Below are 18,173 nucleotides of genomic sequence, written 5' to 3' on the forward strand. Positions count from 1 at the left end.
GTTAAAATCGATTATTTAAATATGATTGAACTTAAAGAAGTAACCACCAAAAAAGGCCTAAAAGCCTTTGTGAAGTTCCCCTTTAAACTTTACAAAAACTCGAAATATTGGGTACCTCCTATTATTTCGGAAGAGCTAAAAACACTAGACAAAAAAGTAAACCCCGCTTTTAACGATGCCGAGGCTCGCTTTTTTTTAGCCTACAAAAACAATGAGATTGTAGGCAGAATTGCCTGCATTATCAATTGGATTGAAGTAAATAAACAGCACCAAAAAAAAATGCGGTTTGGCTGGTTTGATGTTATTGACGATGTTAATGTTACCAAAGCCTTGTTAGAAAAAGTCCATGCAATAGGAAAAGCCAATAATTTAGAATTTATTGAAGGCCCCGTTGGGTTTTCCAATTTAGATAAGGTTGGTGTACTTACCCATGGTTTCGACCAAATAGGCAGCATGATTACATGGCACAACCACCCTTATTACGCAACACATTTTGAAAAACTAGAATATACAGTTGCCAAAACCTATTCTGAGAATAAAATGGAGTTTAAAAACATACGTCCAGAACATTTCTCAAAAATTCAAGATTTAATCAAAAGACGCTATAAATTAAAGGCCTTGAATTTTACAAAGAACAAAGATATTATGCCTTATACCGATGAGATGTTTGAGGTTTTCTCGAAATCGCACGCAACACTCTCTTCTTTTGTAGAAATAAACAACGAGCAAAAAGCCTATTTTAAAAAGAAGTTTATTGGGTTTTTAAATCCGGAATATGTAAAATTCGTAATGGACGAAGATAATAAGCTTGTTGGATTTGGAATTGTAACCCCATCTTATGCCGAAGCTTTGCAAAAAATGAAAGGCAAGTTGTTTCCGTTTGGAATAAAACATTTGTTGCACGCCAAAAAACACGCCAAAACCGTAACTTTTTATTTAATTGGTGTTTTACCCGAATACCAAAACAAAGGCATTACCGCTATTATTTTTAATGAATTTTACAAGACATTCTCTAAAAAAGGTATAGAACTCTGCATTAGAGGCCCTGAACTAGACGACAACGAAGCCATACATAAAATTTGGAAAAACTTTAAACCTGTAACCCATAAAAGGCGCTGCACGTTTAGAAAAGACATTTTATAAAACAGGCTGCAACGCATGCGGCACCAAAACCTTTAAGCGCAAGAACAGAAAGGCTATAGGTTGCAAAACACAAAAAAATCCGACTCATTAACGAATCGGATTTTTTTTGATTGTTTTTTTATGTTTTAACTACTCGCCCATGGCTGCCATTACAGCTGCCGATAAGCGTTTGTAAGTTCCATTTTCCAAACGGTCCCTTATGGCATCAAAAGCATCTAAAGTTTCTTCAACATCTTTTAATGTATGTGTTGCCGTAGGAATCATTCTTAGCAAAATTAATCCTTTAGGAATTACAGGATAAACTACTATAGAACAGAATATGCCGTAGTTTTCGCGTAAATCCCTAACCAATGCCATAGCTTCTGGGATACTGCCTTTTAAATATACTGGGGTAACACAGCTTTGCGTTGTGCCAATATCGAATCCGCGCTGTTTTAATCCAGATTGCAGGGCATCAACAATAGTCCAGAGGTTTTGTTTTAGTTCGGGCATTGTTTTAAGCATTTCCAAACGTTTTAATGCCCCAACAACCAATTGCATTTGCAACGATTTTGCAAACATTTGCGAGCGTAAATTATATTTTAAGTAATCTATAATTTCTTGGTCGGCCGCAATAAAAGCACCTGTACTTGCCATGGATTTGGCGAATGTTGCAAAATACACATCAATATCGTCTTGAACGCCTTGTTCTTCTCCTGCTCCGGCACCTGTTTTACCTAAGGTTCCAAATCCGTGGGCATCGTCAACAAAAAACCTGAAATTGAATTTCTTTTTAAGTGCTACTATTTCTTTTAAACGGCCTTGTTCGCCTCGCATCCCAAAAACACCTTCAGAGATAACTAAAATTCCGCCTCCGGTTTGCTCAGCCATTTTGGTGGCCCGTACTAAGTTTTTCTCTAAGCTCTCAACATCGTTGTGCTTGTAGGTAAAGCGTTTGCCATGGTGCAATCTTACACCGTCTATAATGCAGGCGTGCGCATCTACATCGTAAACTATAATATCGTCTTTTGAAACTAGGGCATCTATGGTAGATACCATACCTTGATAGCCAAAATTTAAAAGGTAAGCGGCTTCTTTATTAACGAATGCTGCCAATTCATTTTGAAGTTTTTCGTGCAAATCTGTATGTCCGGACATCATTCTTGCGCCCATGGGGTAAGCCGAACCATAATCGGCGGCTGCTTGCGCATCAACTTTACGAACTTCGGGGTGGTTTGCCAAACCCAAATAATCGTTAATGCTCCAGGTAATAACATCTTTTCCTTGGAACTTCATACGATTGGAAATCTCTCCTTCTAATTTGGGGAACACAAAATACCCTTCGGCTTGAGATGCCCATTTGCCCAATGGCCCTTTATCCCTATAAATTTTTTCGAATAAATCCTTCATCTATTTAAATATCTTAATGCTATTAATTCTTAAGTTTGTTGCTGCAAAATTAAATATTTATATGGTTTGAACATAATTTTTGGTGTTCAATTATTCAATAAACAAAAAAAGAGCCTTAATTTAAAACAAAGCTCTCTTTTTAAAGTTATTTATGTGGTCTTTTTTATTTTATGTATTGTACCGTTTTTTCGGTTTCCTGATTAACACTATCAAAAAAGCCTTGTTCGTTCATCCATTTATCGCTGTAAACTTTGCTCATGTATCGCGATCCGTGGTCTGGGAATATAACCACAACATTATCAGTTGCCTTAAATTCACCCATTTCGCTTAGTTGAGCAACCGCTTGCATTACCGCTCCAGAGGTGTAGCCAACAAATAAACCTTCGGTTTTTGCTATTAATCTGGCGGTGTGTGCGCTTTCTTCGTCTGTTACCTTTATAAATTCGTCAATTGTATCAAAATCTGTAGCGGTAGGTATTAGGTTTTTGCCTAAACCTTCTATTCGGTAAGGGTATATTTCTTTTTCGTCGAATTCCCTGGTTTCATGATATTTTTTTAGCACAGAACCAAAAGCATCAACCCCTATAACTTTAATATTGGTCCCGAAGCGCTGGGATTGTTCTTTTAGATATTTTGCGGTTCCAGAAATGGTGCCTCCTGTTCCGCTGCAAGCCACCAAATGCGTGATTTTACCTTCGGTTTGGTTCCAGATTTCCGGACCGGTTGAATGGTAATGTGCATCTAAATTCAATTCGTTAAAATATTGGTTGATATAAACCGAACCTTTGTTTTCTTCGTGCAAACGCTTGGCAACTTCATAATAAGACCTGGGATCGTCTGCGCTAACGTGCGCCGGACAAACATAAACCTTTGCACCCATGGTTTTTAGCATGTCTATCTTATCTGCGGAAGATTTTGAGCTTACCGCCAAAACACACTCGTAGCCTTTAATAATACTAACCATGGCCAAACTAAAACCTGTGTTGCCAGAGGTAGTCTCTATAATGGTATCGCCTGGTTTAAGGATGCCTTTGCGTTCTGCTTCTTCTATAATGTACAAAGCTATTCTGTCTTTTGAAGAATGCCCTGGATTAAAGGCCTCTACCTTTGCGAAAAAGTTACCTTTAAATTTTGAAGTTATTTTATTAAGCTTAATAAGAGGCGTGTTGCCTATTAAGTCTAATACATTATCAAAAACTTGGTTGTTATGTTTCATAAATGCTTTTTAGAAGCTACTTTAATTGTACTAATTTTTTTGTAACTTAAAACTTGGCAAAAGTAAGCATTTTTTTTATTATGCGCTAATTCCTTCTAAATCTAATATAAAAGCATATTCCAAAGCGACTTCCTTTAAACTTTCAAACCGCCCTGAAGCACCGCCATGTCCAGAATCCATATCGGTATGCAATAATAATATATTGCTGTCTTTTTTAAATTCCCTTAATTTTGCCACCCATTTTGCGGGTTCCCAATATTGCACTTGCGAATCGTGCAAGCCTGTTGTAACCAGCATATTTGGGTATTGTTTTGCTTGAACATTATCGTAAGGTGAGTAAGATTTCATGTAATTGTAATAGGCTTTCTCATTAGGGTTTCCCCACTCATCGTACTCTCCTGTGGTTAACGGAATGTTATCGTCTAGCATGGTAGTTACCACATCTACAAAAGGTACTGCCGCCAAAACGCCTTTGTACAACTCCGGATTCATGTTAATAACGGCTCCTATTAGCAAGCCACCGGCAGATCCGCCATAGGCGTACAAATGTGTGTTTGATGTGTATTTCTGTTCAATTAGATATTTAGAACAATCGATAAAATCTGTAAACGTATTTTTTTTGGATAATAGTTTTCCGTTTTCGTACCAGTCTCTTCCTAAATATTCGCCACCGCGAATGTGAGTAATGGCATAGATAAATCCGCGATCCAATAAACTTAATCGAATGGTTGAAAACGAAGGATCAATTGTTGAACCATAGGAACCATAGGCATATTGCAATAATGGGTTTGTGCCGTTTAACTTAATTCCTTTTCTGTAAACCAACGAAATTGGTACTTTTACACCATCTCTCGCGGTGGCCCAAAGGCGTTTAGATTCGTAATTTTCTTTATTGAAACTGCCCCCTAAAACGGCTTGTTCTTTTTTTATTTCGCTTTGTTTGGTTTTTAGGTTATAATCGATAATTGAGTTTGGAGTTGTTAATGCACTATAACCGTAGCGCAGCGTATCGCTATTAAAATCTGGGTTGGTACCTATGTAAGTGGTGTAAGTTTCAGAATTAAAGGGCAGATAATAATCCTCTGTTCCGTCCCATTTAATAATACGCAGTTTATTGAGTCCGTTTTCGCGTTCGTTAACCACTAAAAAATCTTTAAAAATCTCAATATCTTCAATTAAAACATGTTTTCGGTAGTGCAATACATCTTTCCAAAATTTGGTTTCTGTACTGTTCTCGTAGGTTTTTGATAGTTTGAAATTGGTTGCGTTATCAATGTTCGAGATAATGTAAAAAGAATCGTTGTAATGGGCAATACTATATTCTAAATCTGGTTTTCTTTTCTGAAAAACCTTAAATTCCCCATCGGGCGTATCGGCATTCAAGATACGGTATTCTGAGCTTAATGTGCTCGAGGATCCGATAATAATATATTTTCTGGATTTAGATTTGTAAACAAAAGTGTTAAAGGTGGCGTCGGTTTCATTAAAAACCTCAACATCTGCCTTGATATCGGTATGCAATTTGTGTTTTAAAATTTTGTGCGAACGCAGCGTAACCTCATCTTTCATAGCATAAAACAAGGTTTTGTTGTCGTTTGCCCAAGTAACGCTTCCAGTGGTGTTTAAAATTTTATCGGTGTAAACTTCGCCCGTTTCCAAATTTTTAATTTGAATGCTGTATTGGCGCCTGCTTACCGTATCGGTTGAAAACGCTGCCAATTTATTATTTGGGCTAATGGCAATGCTGCCCAGGTTAAAATAGGCAAAATCCTTGGCCATTTGGTTGCAATCGAATAAAATTTCCTCTTCGGCTTCTAAACTTTCCTTTTTTCTGGCGTAAATGGGGTAATCGCTACCTTTTTTAAAACGCGTAATGTACCAATAGCCATTAAGCTTGTAAGGTACGCTGGTATCGTCTTCTTTAATGCGCGCCTTCATTTCTTCAAATAAATCCTTTTGAAAACCTTCCGTATGCTGCATCATCTGTTTTGTATAAGTGTTTTCTGCATTTAAATAGGCTATGGTTTCGGGGTTTTCCTTATCGTTCAACCAATAATAATTATCGATTCTGGTATCGTTATGAACCTGTAATGCTTGCGGTATTTTTTTAGCTATTGGTGGCTGAATTGTATTTTTCAAATGAAGCTGTATTTATTCTTGAATTAAGGCCTCAAAAGTACATGATTTTTTTTCATTTAGAAATTGACAAAAAAACTAAATGAAAAAAATCATGAACTAACATACTGGTTAATGAAGTGAAATTAAATTTGTGTTTTTTCAAATACAAAAATTAATTTTACAGAAGAAAAATAGAAAAATTAAATAGCTTTGTACGGTAAAACAAAATTTAAAATTATGTTTGGAGATATGATGAATATGATGGGAAAACTTAAAGAAACCCAGAAAAAAGTTGAAGAAACAAAAAAACGCTTGGATACGGTTTTAATAGACGAAAAGAGCAGCGACGGATTGTTGGGCATAACACTAACGGCAAACCGAACGATTAAATCTATTGATATTGCCGATGAATTGCTTGAAGATAAAGAGCAGCTTGAAGATTATTTGGTTTTAACCTTAAATAAAGCCATTGAAAAAGCTACAAATGTTAATGAAGCCGAATTAGCTGCCGTTGCCAAAGAAGGTATGCCGAATATTCCGGGGATGGATATGTTTAAGTAAATTAGACAATATAGCGCTACACTTTTAGACTAAATACTTTTCAAGATTTCTAAAAATTTATTGTGCATCGCATCGGTATAATCCAAATGCGTAACCATGCGCAATTTGCCTCCGCCCATACCAATAATTTTGATGTTTTTGTCGGCTAGTTTTTGAACAAATTCTGTTTCGTTTATACCATCATTCAATTCAAAAATAACAATGTTGGTTTCAATAGGTTCAACAATTTTAACCATTAATAATTTACTTAGCTCCTCGCCTATTTCTTTTGCTTTTTTATGGTCTTCTTTTAGTCTTTCAATATTATTATCTAAAGCATACAATCCGGCAGCAGCTAAATAACCCACTTGTCGCATATTGCCTCCAAATATTTTTCTAATTCTTAGGGCGTTGCGCATTATAGCTTCGTCGCCAATTAAAATAGAACCCATAGGACACCCCAAACCTTTACTTAAGCACACCGAAATAGTATCGAACACCTCGCCGTATTGCTTTGGGGTTTCATTTTTAGCTACTAAAGCGTTCCATAAACGTGCACCGTCTAAATGAAATCCGAGCTTATTATCATCGCAAATTTTTCTAATTTTTAAAATCTCGTTAAAATCCCAACACGCGCCACCGCCTTTATTGGTTGTATTTTCAATTTCTACCAAACTGGTTTTACTGTAATAATAAGCATCTGGGTTTATGGCATTTAATACCTGCGAAGCTTGAAACATACCTCTTTTGCCATCAATTAAATTACAAGACACACCGCTATTAAACGATGCCCCGCCAGATTCGTAATTATAAATATGGGCATATTTATCGCAAATTACTTGATCTCCTGGGTTGGTAAGCAGTTTTAAAGCGGTTTGGTTGGCCATGGTTCCGCTTGGAAAAAACAAGGCTTGTTCTTTTCCAAACATAGTTGCAATACGCTTTTCTAATGCGTTTATGGTTGGGTCTTCTCTAAATACATCGTCGCCAACTTGGGCTTGCACCATGGCATTTAACATACCTTTTGTTGGTTTTGTAACGGTGTCGCTTCTTAGGTCTATAATCATTTAAAATCAATTTGTGTATAAAGCTATAAAATTATCTCAGTATTAATTTTATTCTGTATGTTTAAATTCTATTTTTGTTCAAAATAAATATTCTATGATTACTTCCGATCAAATAAAAAACCTAAACACCCGCCTTGATAAACTAAGGCACTATCTTTGACATTGATGCCAAATTAATTGAAATACAAAACGAAGAAGAACAAACCTTCGACCCCAATTTTTGGAACGACTCGAAAGCAGCCGAAGTTATAATGAAATCGATTAGAGTTAAGAAAAAATGGGTAGAAGATTATAACACTGCCAAAACACTTGTTGAAGATTTAGAAGTACTTTACGAGTTTTACAAAGAAGACGAGGCTACCGCAGAAGAAGTGCAGACCCGCTTTGATAAAGCCGCAACGCTTTTAGAAGACATTGAGTTTAAAAACATGCTCTCTGAAGAAGGCGACAGCCTAAGCGCCGTTTTACAAATTACTGCAGGTGCCGGCGGTACCGAAAGCTGCGATTGGGCAAGTATGCTAATGCGCATGTATTTAATGTATGCCGAAAAAAACGGCTTTAAAGTAAAGGAACTTAACTTTCAAGAAGGTGATGTTGCGGGCATAAAAACGGTAACTTTAGAGATTGAAGGCGATTTTGCTTTTGGTTGGCTAAAAGGCGAAAATGGCGTACACCGTTTGGTGCGTATTTCGCCGTTTGATAGTAACGCAAAACGCCATACCAGTTTCGCTTCGGTTTACGTGTATCCATTGGTTGATGATACCATTGAAGTTGAAATTAACCCCGCAGATATAGAGATTACAACAGCGCGCTCCAGCGGTGCCGGTGGGCAAAACGTTAACAAAGTAGAAACCAAAGTACAGTTAACCCACAAACCAACGGGTATTCAAATTTCATGCTCAGAAACCAGGTCGCAGCACGATAATCGCTCTCGTGCCATGCAAATGTTGAAATCTCAGTTATACGAAATTGAATTGCAAAAACAACTTGCACAACGCGATGATATTGAGGCCGGTAAAATGAAAATTGAATGGGGAAGCCAAATTCGCAATTACGTAATGCACCCTTATAAATTGGTTAAAGATGTAAGGACCAGCCACGAAACCGGTAATGTTGATGCGGTTATGGATGGAGATATTAATGCCTTTTTAAAAGCATATTTAATGATGATGGGGCAAAAAGAAGAAGACAATTCGCAATTATAAAATTCGAGACCTGCAAGGTTTCAATCCCGAAGTATTGGGACTTGTAGGTGTAAAAACCCAAAAATTAAATGAATAAAATAGATACTATAATTTTCGACCTTGGCGGTGTATTAATCGATTGGAACCCAGAATACGTTTACTTAGACGTATTTAACGGCAACCGAGAAAAAATGCAATGGTTTTTTGATAATATATGTACCAGCGACTGGAACAAAAACCAAGATGCCGGTTATCCCATGGCAAAGGCAACCAAAGAACGCATAGCCCTGTTCCCCGAATGGCAAAAAGAGATTGAAATGTTTTACGGCCGTTGGGAAGATATGTTGGGTGATGCTATTTCCGGAACGGTTGATATTCTTAAAAAACTTATCGATTCAAAACAATACAAAGTGGTTGCACTTACCAATTGGAGTGCAGAAACCTTCCCGATTGCCTTAAAAAAGTTCGGTTTTTTACATTGGTTTGAAGGTGTTTTGGTTTCGGGCGAAGAAAAAACCAGAAAACCTTTTGATGCCATTTATCATTTAACCCTAAACCGGTTCGATATAAAAGCCGAAAACGCTATTTTTATAGATGATAGTTTAACAAACGTTGAAGCTGCGAATAATTTGGATATTAATGGCATTCATTTTACATCTCCCAATCAACTTATTCAACAATTAAAAAAATATAATATCAATATATAATGATAAAAATATACCACAACAGCCGTTGCAGTAAATCGCGTTGCGGATTAGAGATTCTAGAAAATTCAGGAAAGGAATTCGAAATTGTTAAATATTTAGACGCTACCCTTTCCGCGAAAGCGTTAAAAGAAATAATTGCATTATTAAAAATAAAACCAATAGATTTAGTTAGAAAAAACGAAGCCATTTGGAAAGCAAATTATAAAGGCAAAACATTAACAGATGCCGAAATTATTCAAGCCATGGCAGAAAACCCCAAACTAATTGAGCGCCCCATTGTAGTTAACGGCAACAAAGCTGTAATTGGCAGGCCGCCCGAACTTATTTTAGATATTATTTAAAGGTTAATCTTTTAACATATCTTTAACCTGCATAGCTTAAACCATAGGTTATTTTTGCAGTCTAAAACGGCAAAACCTAACCATGAACAAAATATTTACTTTTACTTTCGCTTTTATTTTATGTATTGTAAAGGCGTATTCTCAACCTAAAAATTTAGAAGAACTACCTGTTTCAATACCCACAATCAAAGAGGTATTAATAACCGGAAACGTTATAGACAAAGAAACAGGTGAGCCTTTAGAGTATGCAACCGTTTCTTTTTTTAGCAAAAAGAAAAATAAAATAGTTACTGGCGGCATTACCGATCTTAATGGCAATTTTAGCATTCCTGTTAAAACCGGTGTTTATGATATTTCTGTTGAATATATCTCTTTTAAAACCCAAAAAATTTCGAATAAAGAATTAATAGCCGACGAGAATATTGGCACTTTTGCTTTAGAGCTGGATTTTGCATCGCTAGGCGAAGTAGAAATTATAGCTGAACGCACCACGGTAGAAATAAAACTCGATAAAAAAATATACAACGTTGGCAAAGATTTAACCGTTAGCGGCGGAACCGTTAGCGATGTTTTAGACAATGTACCCTCGGTTTCGGTTGATGCCGAAGGTAATGTGGCGCTACGCGGAAACGACAACGTACGTATTTTAATTAACGGAAAACCATCAGGTCTAGTGGGGTTAAATTCTACCGATGCCTTAAAACAATTGCCTGCCGAATCTATTGAAAAAGTAGAGGTAATTACCTCGCCATCGGCCAGATACGAAGCCGAGGGTACCGCCGGAATTTTAAATATTATTTTACGCCGCAGCAAGTTATTGGGGCTCAACGGTGCCATTACCGCTAATGTTGGCCATCCGGATGCTGCAGGCATTTCGGGCAATGTAAATTACAGAACCGGAAACATAAACCTGTTTAACACCACGTCTTACAGGTACAGAGAATCTATTGGGCGCTGGTACAACGATGTAAAATATAACGATATAAACACGCCCGATCTAGACGAAAAAAGAGATTGGACAGATACCAGAAAAGGCTTTACCACCAATGCCGGAATTGAATGGTACATTAACGATTCGGCATCTTTAACCACCTCGGTTGTTTACAGCAATAGCAATGGCGAAAACAACTCGGTTAACAACCTTGTTCAATTTAACAAAATAAACAATACAACGAGCAGAAGTGTACGACTGGACCCAGAATTAGAAGACGGAGAAACCATTCAATACGCTTTAAATTTCACAAAAGATTTTGATAAAACCGACCATAAGCTAACTTTCGATTTTCAATTTGAAGATTCCAACGAAGACGAAAGCTCGTTAATAAATGTTGATGGTACCGATACCGATTTTGTTACAACTCTAGAAAATCAAACCAAAGTACTGTTACAGTCTGATTACATTCTGCCCATAGGCAAAATGAGCCAAATTGAAATGGGTTTCCGTGGCGATTTTAGCGATCGTTCTACTGATTATACCGTAGAATTATTGAATACTGATACCGGAAATTTCGAATTGAATGAAAACCTTTCCAACCTCTTTAATTTCAAACAGTACATTACTGCGGTTTATACCCAATACGGTAGCAAAATTAATAAGTTCTCGTATTTATTAGGTTTACGATTAGAAAATACAAGAACCACCCTGGACCAACCAACCAGCGGCGATTTTAAAAGAAAGAACCTAACAGGTTTATTCCCAACAGCAAACTTAAATTACGAGATAAGCGATACCGAAAGCCTATCGTTGGGATACAATAGAAGACTAAGAAGACCGCGAGGTTTTATGCTGAACCCTTTTCCGTCGCGCTCTAGTTTAACAAACGTTTTTCAAGGCAACCCAGATTTAGATCCCACTTATTCTGATAAATTTGAATTAGGATATTTGAACAGATTTGGAAAATTTACCCTAAGCACCGCGGTGTATTACGAGCATTCTACAAATGTAATGAGTTTTGTAAGTAGAGAAACCGGAGAAACCGTTAGTATTGATAATGAAATTTTTCCTGTAATAGAAAGAGGTCCGGTAAATTTAGCTACAGACAAACGCTCTGGCTTTGAGTTTAACCTAAACTACAGCCCTACGCGCAAATGGCGTATAAATACAGATTTTAATCTTTTTAAATTAGATAGATCAGGCGAATTTAATGGAGTAGATTTAAGTTCGGATGCCTTAACTTGGTCGGCACGTTTAAGCAACAAATTAACTTTACCCTACAAGATTGATTGGCAAACAAACATGAGGTACAGAGGCCCAAGTGATGATGCACAAAACAGTAGAAAAGGACGTTTTTCTGCAAATATGGCTTTTAGTAAAGATTTGTTTAAAGACAAAGCCTCTATTGCATTTAATATTAGAGATATACTAGATAGTGCTGTTTTTAAAAACCATATAACTGCCGATACCTTTACGGCAGACCAAGAAATAAGATTTAGAGGCGGACGCACCTACAATTTATCGTTTACCTACAGGTTTAACCAAAAGAAAAAACGCGAACGCAGCGGCGATTTTGGCGGTGGTGACATGGAAATGTAATGCCAATTATATATAGTATTTAAAACACCTATTTATTTTAAACTACACAAACAAAAAAGCTGCTTTTAACAAAGCAGCTTTAAGTGTATATAGAGCGAATGTTTCTTTTTAGAGCCAGTAATCTGGTTTACTTTATGTTTCATTCGGGATTCTACAAAATGTAATTCAAAATTTGTGCCAAAAACATAATATTAGCATAAATTTTAAAATCTAGATTATTTTGAATATTCGGGCACTTTTCCCTTTACTCCTTTATAGAAATTATATATAAATTTAAAATCTGCTTCTATATCATCTGTGGGATAAAAAGGTTCAGAAATCTTATTTTGTTTGTTTTCAAAATCTAATGTAAACATTATTATGGGCACTTTAGCTTCTTTGGCAATGTAGTAAAAACCGGTGCGCCAATCTTCTACTCTTTTTCTTGTACCTTCTGGTGCCATAGCCATTCTAAACTCATTGTGCTCTTTAAATAATTTTGCAATGGCCTGCACTTTGTTTTCGTTGGATTGGCGGTTAATTGGTGCGCCGCCTAAGGCTCTAAAAAACCACCCAATTGGAAAAACAAACAATTCTTTTTTACCAACAAAGTTGGTTTTAATATTTAAAACCGCTCGTAATAAAACCCCAATATAAAAGTCGTGCCAACTGGTATGTGGCGCAGCAATAATTACGGCTTTTTTAATGGTATTACTTGAGAAATTGGTATTGCCAACAGCTTTCCAGCCTAAAAGTTTAAAGTAAATAAATTTGGCCAACCACCGCATATTACATTTTTTGGTAGAGTTGTTTTAGTTTTTTTGGTGTCATTATTTTTTTCCAATTTTTACCCAGTGCATTTTCCCAAAGCGGATCTAGGCTAAGTGATATATTAATCATTATATCAAACTCCCTATCGCTTAAATTAGCACAAATACCTTTTGGTAAAATAATATTATGCTTTTTTTTCATGGCTTTAAACACTTTTACGCCTTCTGGATAGAATTCTTCTAAATGATCGAAAACAATACAATTACCAATACCGTGTTTTGTACCTAATAAATAAGATAAGCCATAACTCATGGCATGTGCTACACCTACTTGAGAATAGGCAATGCTCATGCCACCGTGCCACGACGCCATCATAAGTTTTTCCTGTGCCTCGATTGTTGATAGGTCGTTGGTTAAAAATATAGACTCGCAAAGCTGTAAAGCCATTTCTCCATAACTTTGGCTAAAGGCATTTAAATAGTTGCCCGTTAACGATTCTACGCAATGGATATAACAATCCATTCCGGTGTAAAACCATTGGTCTTTTGGTACGTTGTTGGTTAGCTCGGAGTCTAAAACAACTTGATCGAAAGGAGTAAAATCTGAGTTTATGCCTAATTTTCTTTCGGGGCCTGTAAGCACCGTAGTTCTGGAAACCTCGGCCCCGGTACCAGATAATGTTGGGATGCCAACGTGGTATATGGCAGGGTTTTTAACCAAATCCCAGCCTTGGTAATCTTTAGATTCTCCTTTGTTGGTTAGCATGATTGATACGGCCTTGGCTAAATCTAAAATGGTGCCGCCACCTATTCCAATAATACCAGAGGGCAGCGCTTTGGTGTTTAGTATAAGATCTTCTACCAACGCATCCACTTGTACTGTTGTGGGCTCTTGGTTGGCAGAAATGTATATAATTTTATCCTCGTAAGCCGTAGGTATTCTTGAGGTTAGCCAAGTATTGTTTTTAAAGACATCGTCCACCAAAAAAATAAAAGGGGCGTTAATGCTTATACGTTTTGGGGCAATAATATCATTTAACTGATTAAAACTACCTCTGCCAAAAATTACTTTTGGCACCATTGGAAAGTTTCTGTAATTCATTTAAAATAAGTTCTTTTATCAAAATGTAAAAATAGTATTATTTTCAATCATAGTCGATTAAAAACATTGTAATGTGCTAGTATTTTAGTTTAATAGGTTTATCAGCTCTTTTAAGCTACCAATAGTTTTGTATATTTTACCGTTGGTTTCTTTTTTGCTTACCTGTTCGTGGACCCAAGTGGTGTGAAACGGGATATGAATGGCATGTGCCTTTATATTTACCAAAGGTAAGATATCTGATTTTAAAGAGTTACCAATCATTAAAAACTCGGTAGGTTTAATATCTAAATGGTTTAAAAGGTTTGAATAATTACGTTCTCTTTTATCACTTAACACCTCTATGTGATGAAAATATTTGGTTAAACCCGATTTTTGCAATTTTCGTTCTTGGTCCAGCAAATCGCCTTTGGTTGCCAATATCAATCTGTATTTTTTAGATAAGTCGCTTAAAACCTCTTCGACACCATCCAATAATTCTACTGGTTTTTCTAGCATGTCTTTACCAATATTCAAAATAGCTTCGATGGTTTTATTTGAAATGTTATAATTAGATAGTTCTAAAGCGACTTCAACCATCGATAAAATGAAAGCCTTAACGCCATAGCCATAAATGGGCAGGTTTTTCATTTCCATTTTAAACAGTTCTTGGTCTATTTTGTTTGGGGTTTCGTAATCTGATAATAAACGTTGAATTTTTTCTTCTGCCTCACGAAAATAGGTTTCGTTAACCCAAAGGGTATCGTCTGCATCAAAACCAATGACTTTTATGTTTTTGTATTCGTTTATCAATTTTTTGTTTATGAATAATTATAATTCATTTTAAAAAAGATTCCCTTTATATTCATTGTTTAAAATTTTATAATAATGAATTGATGAATCTTACGATTTCAACGGAATGACTTGCTCATTTCCAAAGTTTTTTGGCGCGCTCTAAATCTTCGGGTGTATCAATCTCGACACCTTGCACGTTTGTTTCAACCATTTTTATGCTTTTTCCGTATTCTAAATATCTGATGCATTCAATTTTTTCTGAAGCTTCGAGGGGCAACATGGGCAACTTGTAAAAATCTAAAATCGCGGTTTTCCTAAAGGCGTAAACGCCTTTGTGCTTGTAATATTTTACACCAGCATTTTTATCTCTTGGGTATGGTATTGGGCTTCGAGAAAAATAGAGCGCAAAGTTAGACTGATCTACAATTACCTTTACGGTGTTTGGGTTGTTAATTTCTTCTTGGTCTGTAATATGCACCATTAAGGAGGCTAAATCTATATTTTTATCGGTGTCGCCTTTAAAGACTTCTATGAGTTTTTTTAGCGATTCTGCATCGGTAAACGGTTCGTCGCCCTGTACGTTTATCACAATATCTACATCTAACCCCTCTACGGCTTCGGCTATTCTATCGCTTCCGCAATCGTGTTCTTTAACGCTCATTATGGCTTTACCGCCGTTTTTTACTATTTCGTTGTATATAATGTCGCTATCGGTAACCACAAAAACATCGTCAAACAAATGGGTGGCTACAGTTGCTTCGTAAGTACGACAGATAACGGTTTTACCGCCTAAATCCTGCATGAGTTTTCCTGGGAAACGCGTGGCGCTGTAACGCGCGGGTATCATTGAAATTATCTTCATTTTTTAATAATCGATTACAATTCAAAAATACTATAATATTAATGATTTTTGGCTTTTGATGGTTTAAACTTTTTATATACCCTATAGACCACAAATAATAATATGGCCGCCAAAATTAGGGCTAAAACGGGAATGAATATTGAAATAACAGACATTACCGTTGCTGTAACCGTTTCTAGAATAGAGAGCAACGGGTTTCCCATCCCGCCAGTTGTTGCCGTTGATGCCAATCGTGTTGTGCTGGATGTTCCTGCTATGGCTGCTGCTGTTCCGCCACCTGTAATAATGGCCAAAGCCCATGTGGTTACGGGACTTAAATCGGATACCGTAGATAGCATTACCGCAGTTCCTGCCAGTGTTGCCAAGGGTATTGCAATACTATCCAATACGTTATCGACATACGGAATAAAATAGGCGCAAATTTCTACTAGGGTAGCTACACCTAAAGTTAATAAAGCAGTGGTACTGCCGATCCATTCCCAAGATTCGTTGAGTGGCCAAATCTCAAAATTAGCGGCCAAACTCAATGCGAACAACGGCAAAAACACCCTGAACCCAACCGATGCGGCAAGCCCTATGCCTAAACATATACTAATAATGGTTTCTACTGTCATAAGCCTAAATCCCCTTTCGGGAATTTTTTTAAAAATTAATAATCATTCAAAGCTAAAGCACCATGCTAATTTACAAAGATTTTAAAAGTTAATTGGTTGGTAAAAAAACTTCAAAATCAGCAGTCCTCAGTAAAAGCTTATCTTCTAACTCTTTAATTTAAAACCCATCCCTAGCCCCTCCAAGGCGGGGAACTCTCACTCTTAAAATTTAAAAAGTGGTTTATTAATTTGTACACATTTTCGCATTATAAATACGATGAGATTATGTACGCAAACAAATTCTGTCTTCCAACTTCCAACTTACTACTATTACTCAAAAAAATCATCTTTAAAACCAATAAGATATAATTTTTCTTTGGCTCTGGTTACGGCAGTGTATAACCAGCGTAAATAGTCTTTATCGATGCCATTGGGCAAATAGGGCTGCTCTACAAAAACGGTGTGCCATTGCCCACCTTGAGATTTATGGCACGTGATAGCATAAGAAAATTTAACCTGCAACGCATTGAAATGTTTATTGCCTTTTATTTTTAAAAACCTTTTGTAATTGCTCGTTTCGTTTTCGTAATCTTTTTGAACTTCTTGATACAATCGGTTTGAATCTTCATAAGTTAATGATGGTGTTTCGGCTTCAATAGTATCTAATAGCAAAACGGTTTCAAAAGGTTTCATTTTTGGGTAATCGACCATGCGCACCTTAACTTCCGCGAAGCGAAATCCGTATAATTCCTTAATTGAAAAAATTTCTAAAACCTCAATGATATCGCCATTGGCAATAAAACCGGCTTCGGTAGTGGGCTTAATCCAAAAATAATTATTCTTAACCACCATTAAATAATCGCCAGCGGTTAACTCGTGCTCATTAAACAAAATGCGGCTTCGTATTTGCTGGTTATACATGTTGGCGCGTTTGTTGCTACGAACAATTATAGCGGTTTCCTCGTTTCCTAAACTGCTGTACGCGTCGTTAATGGCGTCTATTATTTCGTAGCCATCAACCAATCTTACAATATCGGCAAAACCGTTTAAATCGAATTTAAAAGCATCGTGGGCATTTCTCGATAATGCCTCGCGCAGCACCGTGGCGTTTTCTAAAATACCAGAATCCTGCTCTTGCCGCATTACTTCGTCAAGCTCCATTTTTGTAACTTCTTTGTTGTAATTTAAGGCTAATTTGTTTTCGTCCAGCGCTGGGCTTAAATCGAGTTTTACCGGAGGTAATTGGGCGGTATCTCCAATTAAAAGCAATTTACATTGGTGGCCGGAATACACATATTGCATCAAATCATCCAGCAACGATCCGTTTTCAAAAAATTTAGATTCTGCGGGCGTATCAGGAATCATTGAGGCCTCGTCAGCAATAAAAATGGTGTTTTTATGTTTATTGGGTTGTAAAATAAACTTCACGCTACCACCTTTATCCTTTTTAGGAAAATATATTTTTTTGTGAATGGTAAAGGCTTCTTTATTCGAATAATTTGAAATTACTTTAGCCGCCCTACCCGTTGGTGCCATTAAAACAGCACTTTTTTTGGCCTGCCACAAATTGGCAACAAGCGTACCCACAATACTGGTTTTACCAGTACCTGCATAGCCTTTTAGCAAATACAGGGCATTTGGGCTTTTACTGAAAACAAACTCTGTAAGTTGCTGGAGTACAATATTTTGTTTCAAGGTAGGCCGAAACGGAAACCGCTGCTTGATAAGGGCGTAAAATTCTGAAGACGTCATACTAAAACAAAATATTTTAAAAATTATTCAAATATAGAAATGATTTTTACGTTCTTTGGTTTTTGCGATTAAAAAAAAATTGTAGATTTGCTAAATACCATTAATA

At 36.6% G+C, this 18,173-nt stretch carries 16 protein-coding genes; 6 read left to right on the forward strand and 10 right to left on the reverse strand.

Annotated features, from left to right (window positions below; translation table 11 throughout):
* The first annotated feature begins 21 nt into the window (after window positions 1-21).
* Complete coding sequence (locus tag ACFSQS_RS04165) at window positions 22-1,143, forward strand: GNAT family N-acetyltransferase (protein ID WP_388014548.1); 1,122 nt, start codon at window positions 22-24, stop codon at window positions 1,141-1,143.
* Window positions 1,144-1,272: 129 nt separating this feature from the next.
* Here the strand turns inward: ACFSQS_RS04165 and ACFSQS_RS04170 are convergent, their stop codons facing one another.
* The 3 genes from ACFSQS_RS04170 to ACFSQS_RS04180 form a co-directional block, all read right to left on the reverse strand.
* On the reverse strand, window positions 1,273-2,532 hold the full coding sequence (locus ACFSQS_RS04170) for an aminotransferase class I/II-fold pyridoxal phosphate-dependent enzyme (RefSeq protein WP_388014551.1): 1,260 nt from the start codon (window positions 2,530-2,532) through the stop codon (window positions 1,273-1,275).
* A gap of 163 nt (window positions 2,533-2,695) precedes the next feature.
* Entirely contained in the window at window positions 2,696-3,748 is a 1,053-nt protein-coding gene (locus ACFSQS_RS04175; RefSeq protein ID WP_388014554.1) for a PLP-dependent cysteine synthase family protein, read from the reverse strand.
* Window positions 3,749-3,826: 78 nt separating this feature from the next.
* Window positions 3,827-5,887, reverse strand: a complete 2,061-nt coding sequence (locus ACFSQS_RS04180; RefSeq protein ID WP_388014557.1) for a S9 family peptidase — start codon at window positions 5,885-5,887, stop codon at window positions 3,827-3,829.
* A 216-nt stretch (window positions 5,888-6,103) separates the two neighbouring features.
* Here ACFSQS_RS04180 and ACFSQS_RS04185 point away from each other — a divergent pair, with 216 nt between their 5' ends.
* The gene (locus ACFSQS_RS04185) at window positions 6,104-6,427 is read left to right on the forward strand and encodes a YbaB/EbfC family nucleoid-associated protein (protein WP_388015115.1); all 324 of its coding nucleotides are present in this window, start codon (window positions 6,104-6,106) and stop codon (window positions 6,425-6,427) included.
* Between the two features lie 29 nt (window positions 6,428-6,456).
* On the opposite strand, the gene ACFSQS_RS04190 is transcribed toward ACFSQS_RS04185, so the two are convergent.
* Window positions 6,457-7,473, reverse strand: coding sequence for a threonine aldolase family protein (locus tag ACFSQS_RS04190; protein WP_388014559.1), 1,017 nt, complete (start codon window positions 7,471-7,473; stop codon window positions 6,457-6,459).
* A 94-nt stretch (window positions 7,474-7,567) separates the two neighbouring features.
* On the opposite strand from ACFSQS_RS04190, the gene prfB reads away from it, so the two are divergent.
* From prfB to ACFSQS_RS04210, 4 genes are all read left to right on the forward strand, one after another.
* Window positions 7,568-8,678 (forward strand): peptide chain release factor 2 gene (gene prfB / locus ACFSQS_RS04195; RefSeq protein ID WP_388014563.1). Its coding sequence is split into 2 segments (ribosomal slippage): window positions 7,568-7,630 and window positions 7,632-8,678, totalling 1,110 coding nucleotides; the frame shifts between segments, so codons are not numbered across the junction.
* Between the two features lie 68 nt (window positions 8,679-8,746).
* Window positions 8,747-9,364 (forward strand): HAD family hydrolase, encoded by a 618-nt coding sequence (locus tag ACFSQS_RS04200; protein ID WP_388014566.1) that lies wholly within the window; start codon window positions 8,747-8,749, stop codon window positions 9,362-9,364.
* Entirely contained in the window at window positions 9,364-9,705 is a 342-nt protein-coding gene (arsC, locus tag ACFSQS_RS04205) for an arsenate reductase (glutaredoxin) (protein ID WP_388014569.1), read from the forward strand. Before ACFSQS_RS04200 ends, arsC begins: the two co-directional genes overlap by 1 nt.
* Window positions 9,706-9,787: 82 nt before the next feature.
* On the forward strand, window positions 9,788-12,238 hold the full coding sequence (locus tag ACFSQS_RS04210) for a TonB-dependent receptor domain-containing protein (RefSeq protein WP_388014572.1): 2,451 nt from the start codon (window positions 9,788-9,790) through the stop codon (window positions 12,236-12,238).
* Window positions 12,239-12,453: 215 nt separating this feature from the next.
* On the opposite strand, the gene ACFSQS_RS04215 is transcribed toward ACFSQS_RS04210, so the two are convergent.
* The 6 genes from ACFSQS_RS04215 to ACFSQS_RS04240 form a co-directional block, all read right to left on the reverse strand.
* The gene (locus tag ACFSQS_RS04215) at window positions 12,454-13,005 is read right to left on the reverse strand and encodes a 1-acyl-sn-glycerol-3-phosphate acyltransferase (protein ID WP_388014575.1); all 552 of its coding nucleotides are present in this window, start codon (window positions 13,003-13,005) and stop codon (window positions 12,454-12,456) included.
* Window position 13,006: 1 nt separating this feature from the next.
* Window positions 13,007-14,089, reverse strand: coding sequence for an iron-containing alcohol dehydrogenase family protein (locus ACFSQS_RS04220; RefSeq protein ID WP_388014578.1), 1,083 nt, complete (start codon window positions 14,087-14,089; stop codon window positions 13,007-13,009).
* A gap of 84 nt (window positions 14,090-14,173) precedes the next feature.
* On the reverse strand, window positions 14,174-14,878 hold the full coding sequence (locus ACFSQS_RS04225) for an HAD family hydrolase (protein ID WP_388014581.1): 705 nt from the start codon (window positions 14,876-14,878) through the stop codon (window positions 14,174-14,176).
* A 115-nt stretch (window positions 14,879-14,993) separates the two neighbouring features.
* A complete protein-coding gene (kdsB, locus tag ACFSQS_RS04230; RefSeq protein ID WP_388014584.1) occupies window positions 14,994-15,722 on the reverse strand; it encodes a 3-deoxy-manno-octulosonate cytidylyltransferase in 729 nt (242 codons plus the stop codon).
* A gap of 38 nt (window positions 15,723-15,760) precedes the next feature.
* Window positions 15,761-16,336, reverse strand: a complete 576-nt coding sequence (locus ACFSQS_RS04235; protein ID WP_388014587.1) for a DUF4126 domain-containing protein — start codon at window positions 16,334-16,336, stop codon at window positions 15,761-15,763.
* Between the two features lie 309 nt (window positions 16,337-16,645).
* Window positions 16,646-18,067 (reverse strand): ATP-dependent DNA helicase, encoded by a 1,422-nt coding sequence (locus ACFSQS_RS04240; protein ID WP_388014590.1) that lies wholly within the window; start codon window positions 18,065-18,067, stop codon window positions 16,646-16,648.
* Window positions 18,068-18,173 lie beyond the last annotated feature (106 nt).

It is taken from the genome of Gelatiniphilus marinus, assembly GCF_042684345.1.
Lineage (GTDB): Bacteria > Bacteroidota > Bacteroidia > Flavobacteriales > Flavobacteriaceae > Gelatiniphilus > Gelatiniphilus marinus.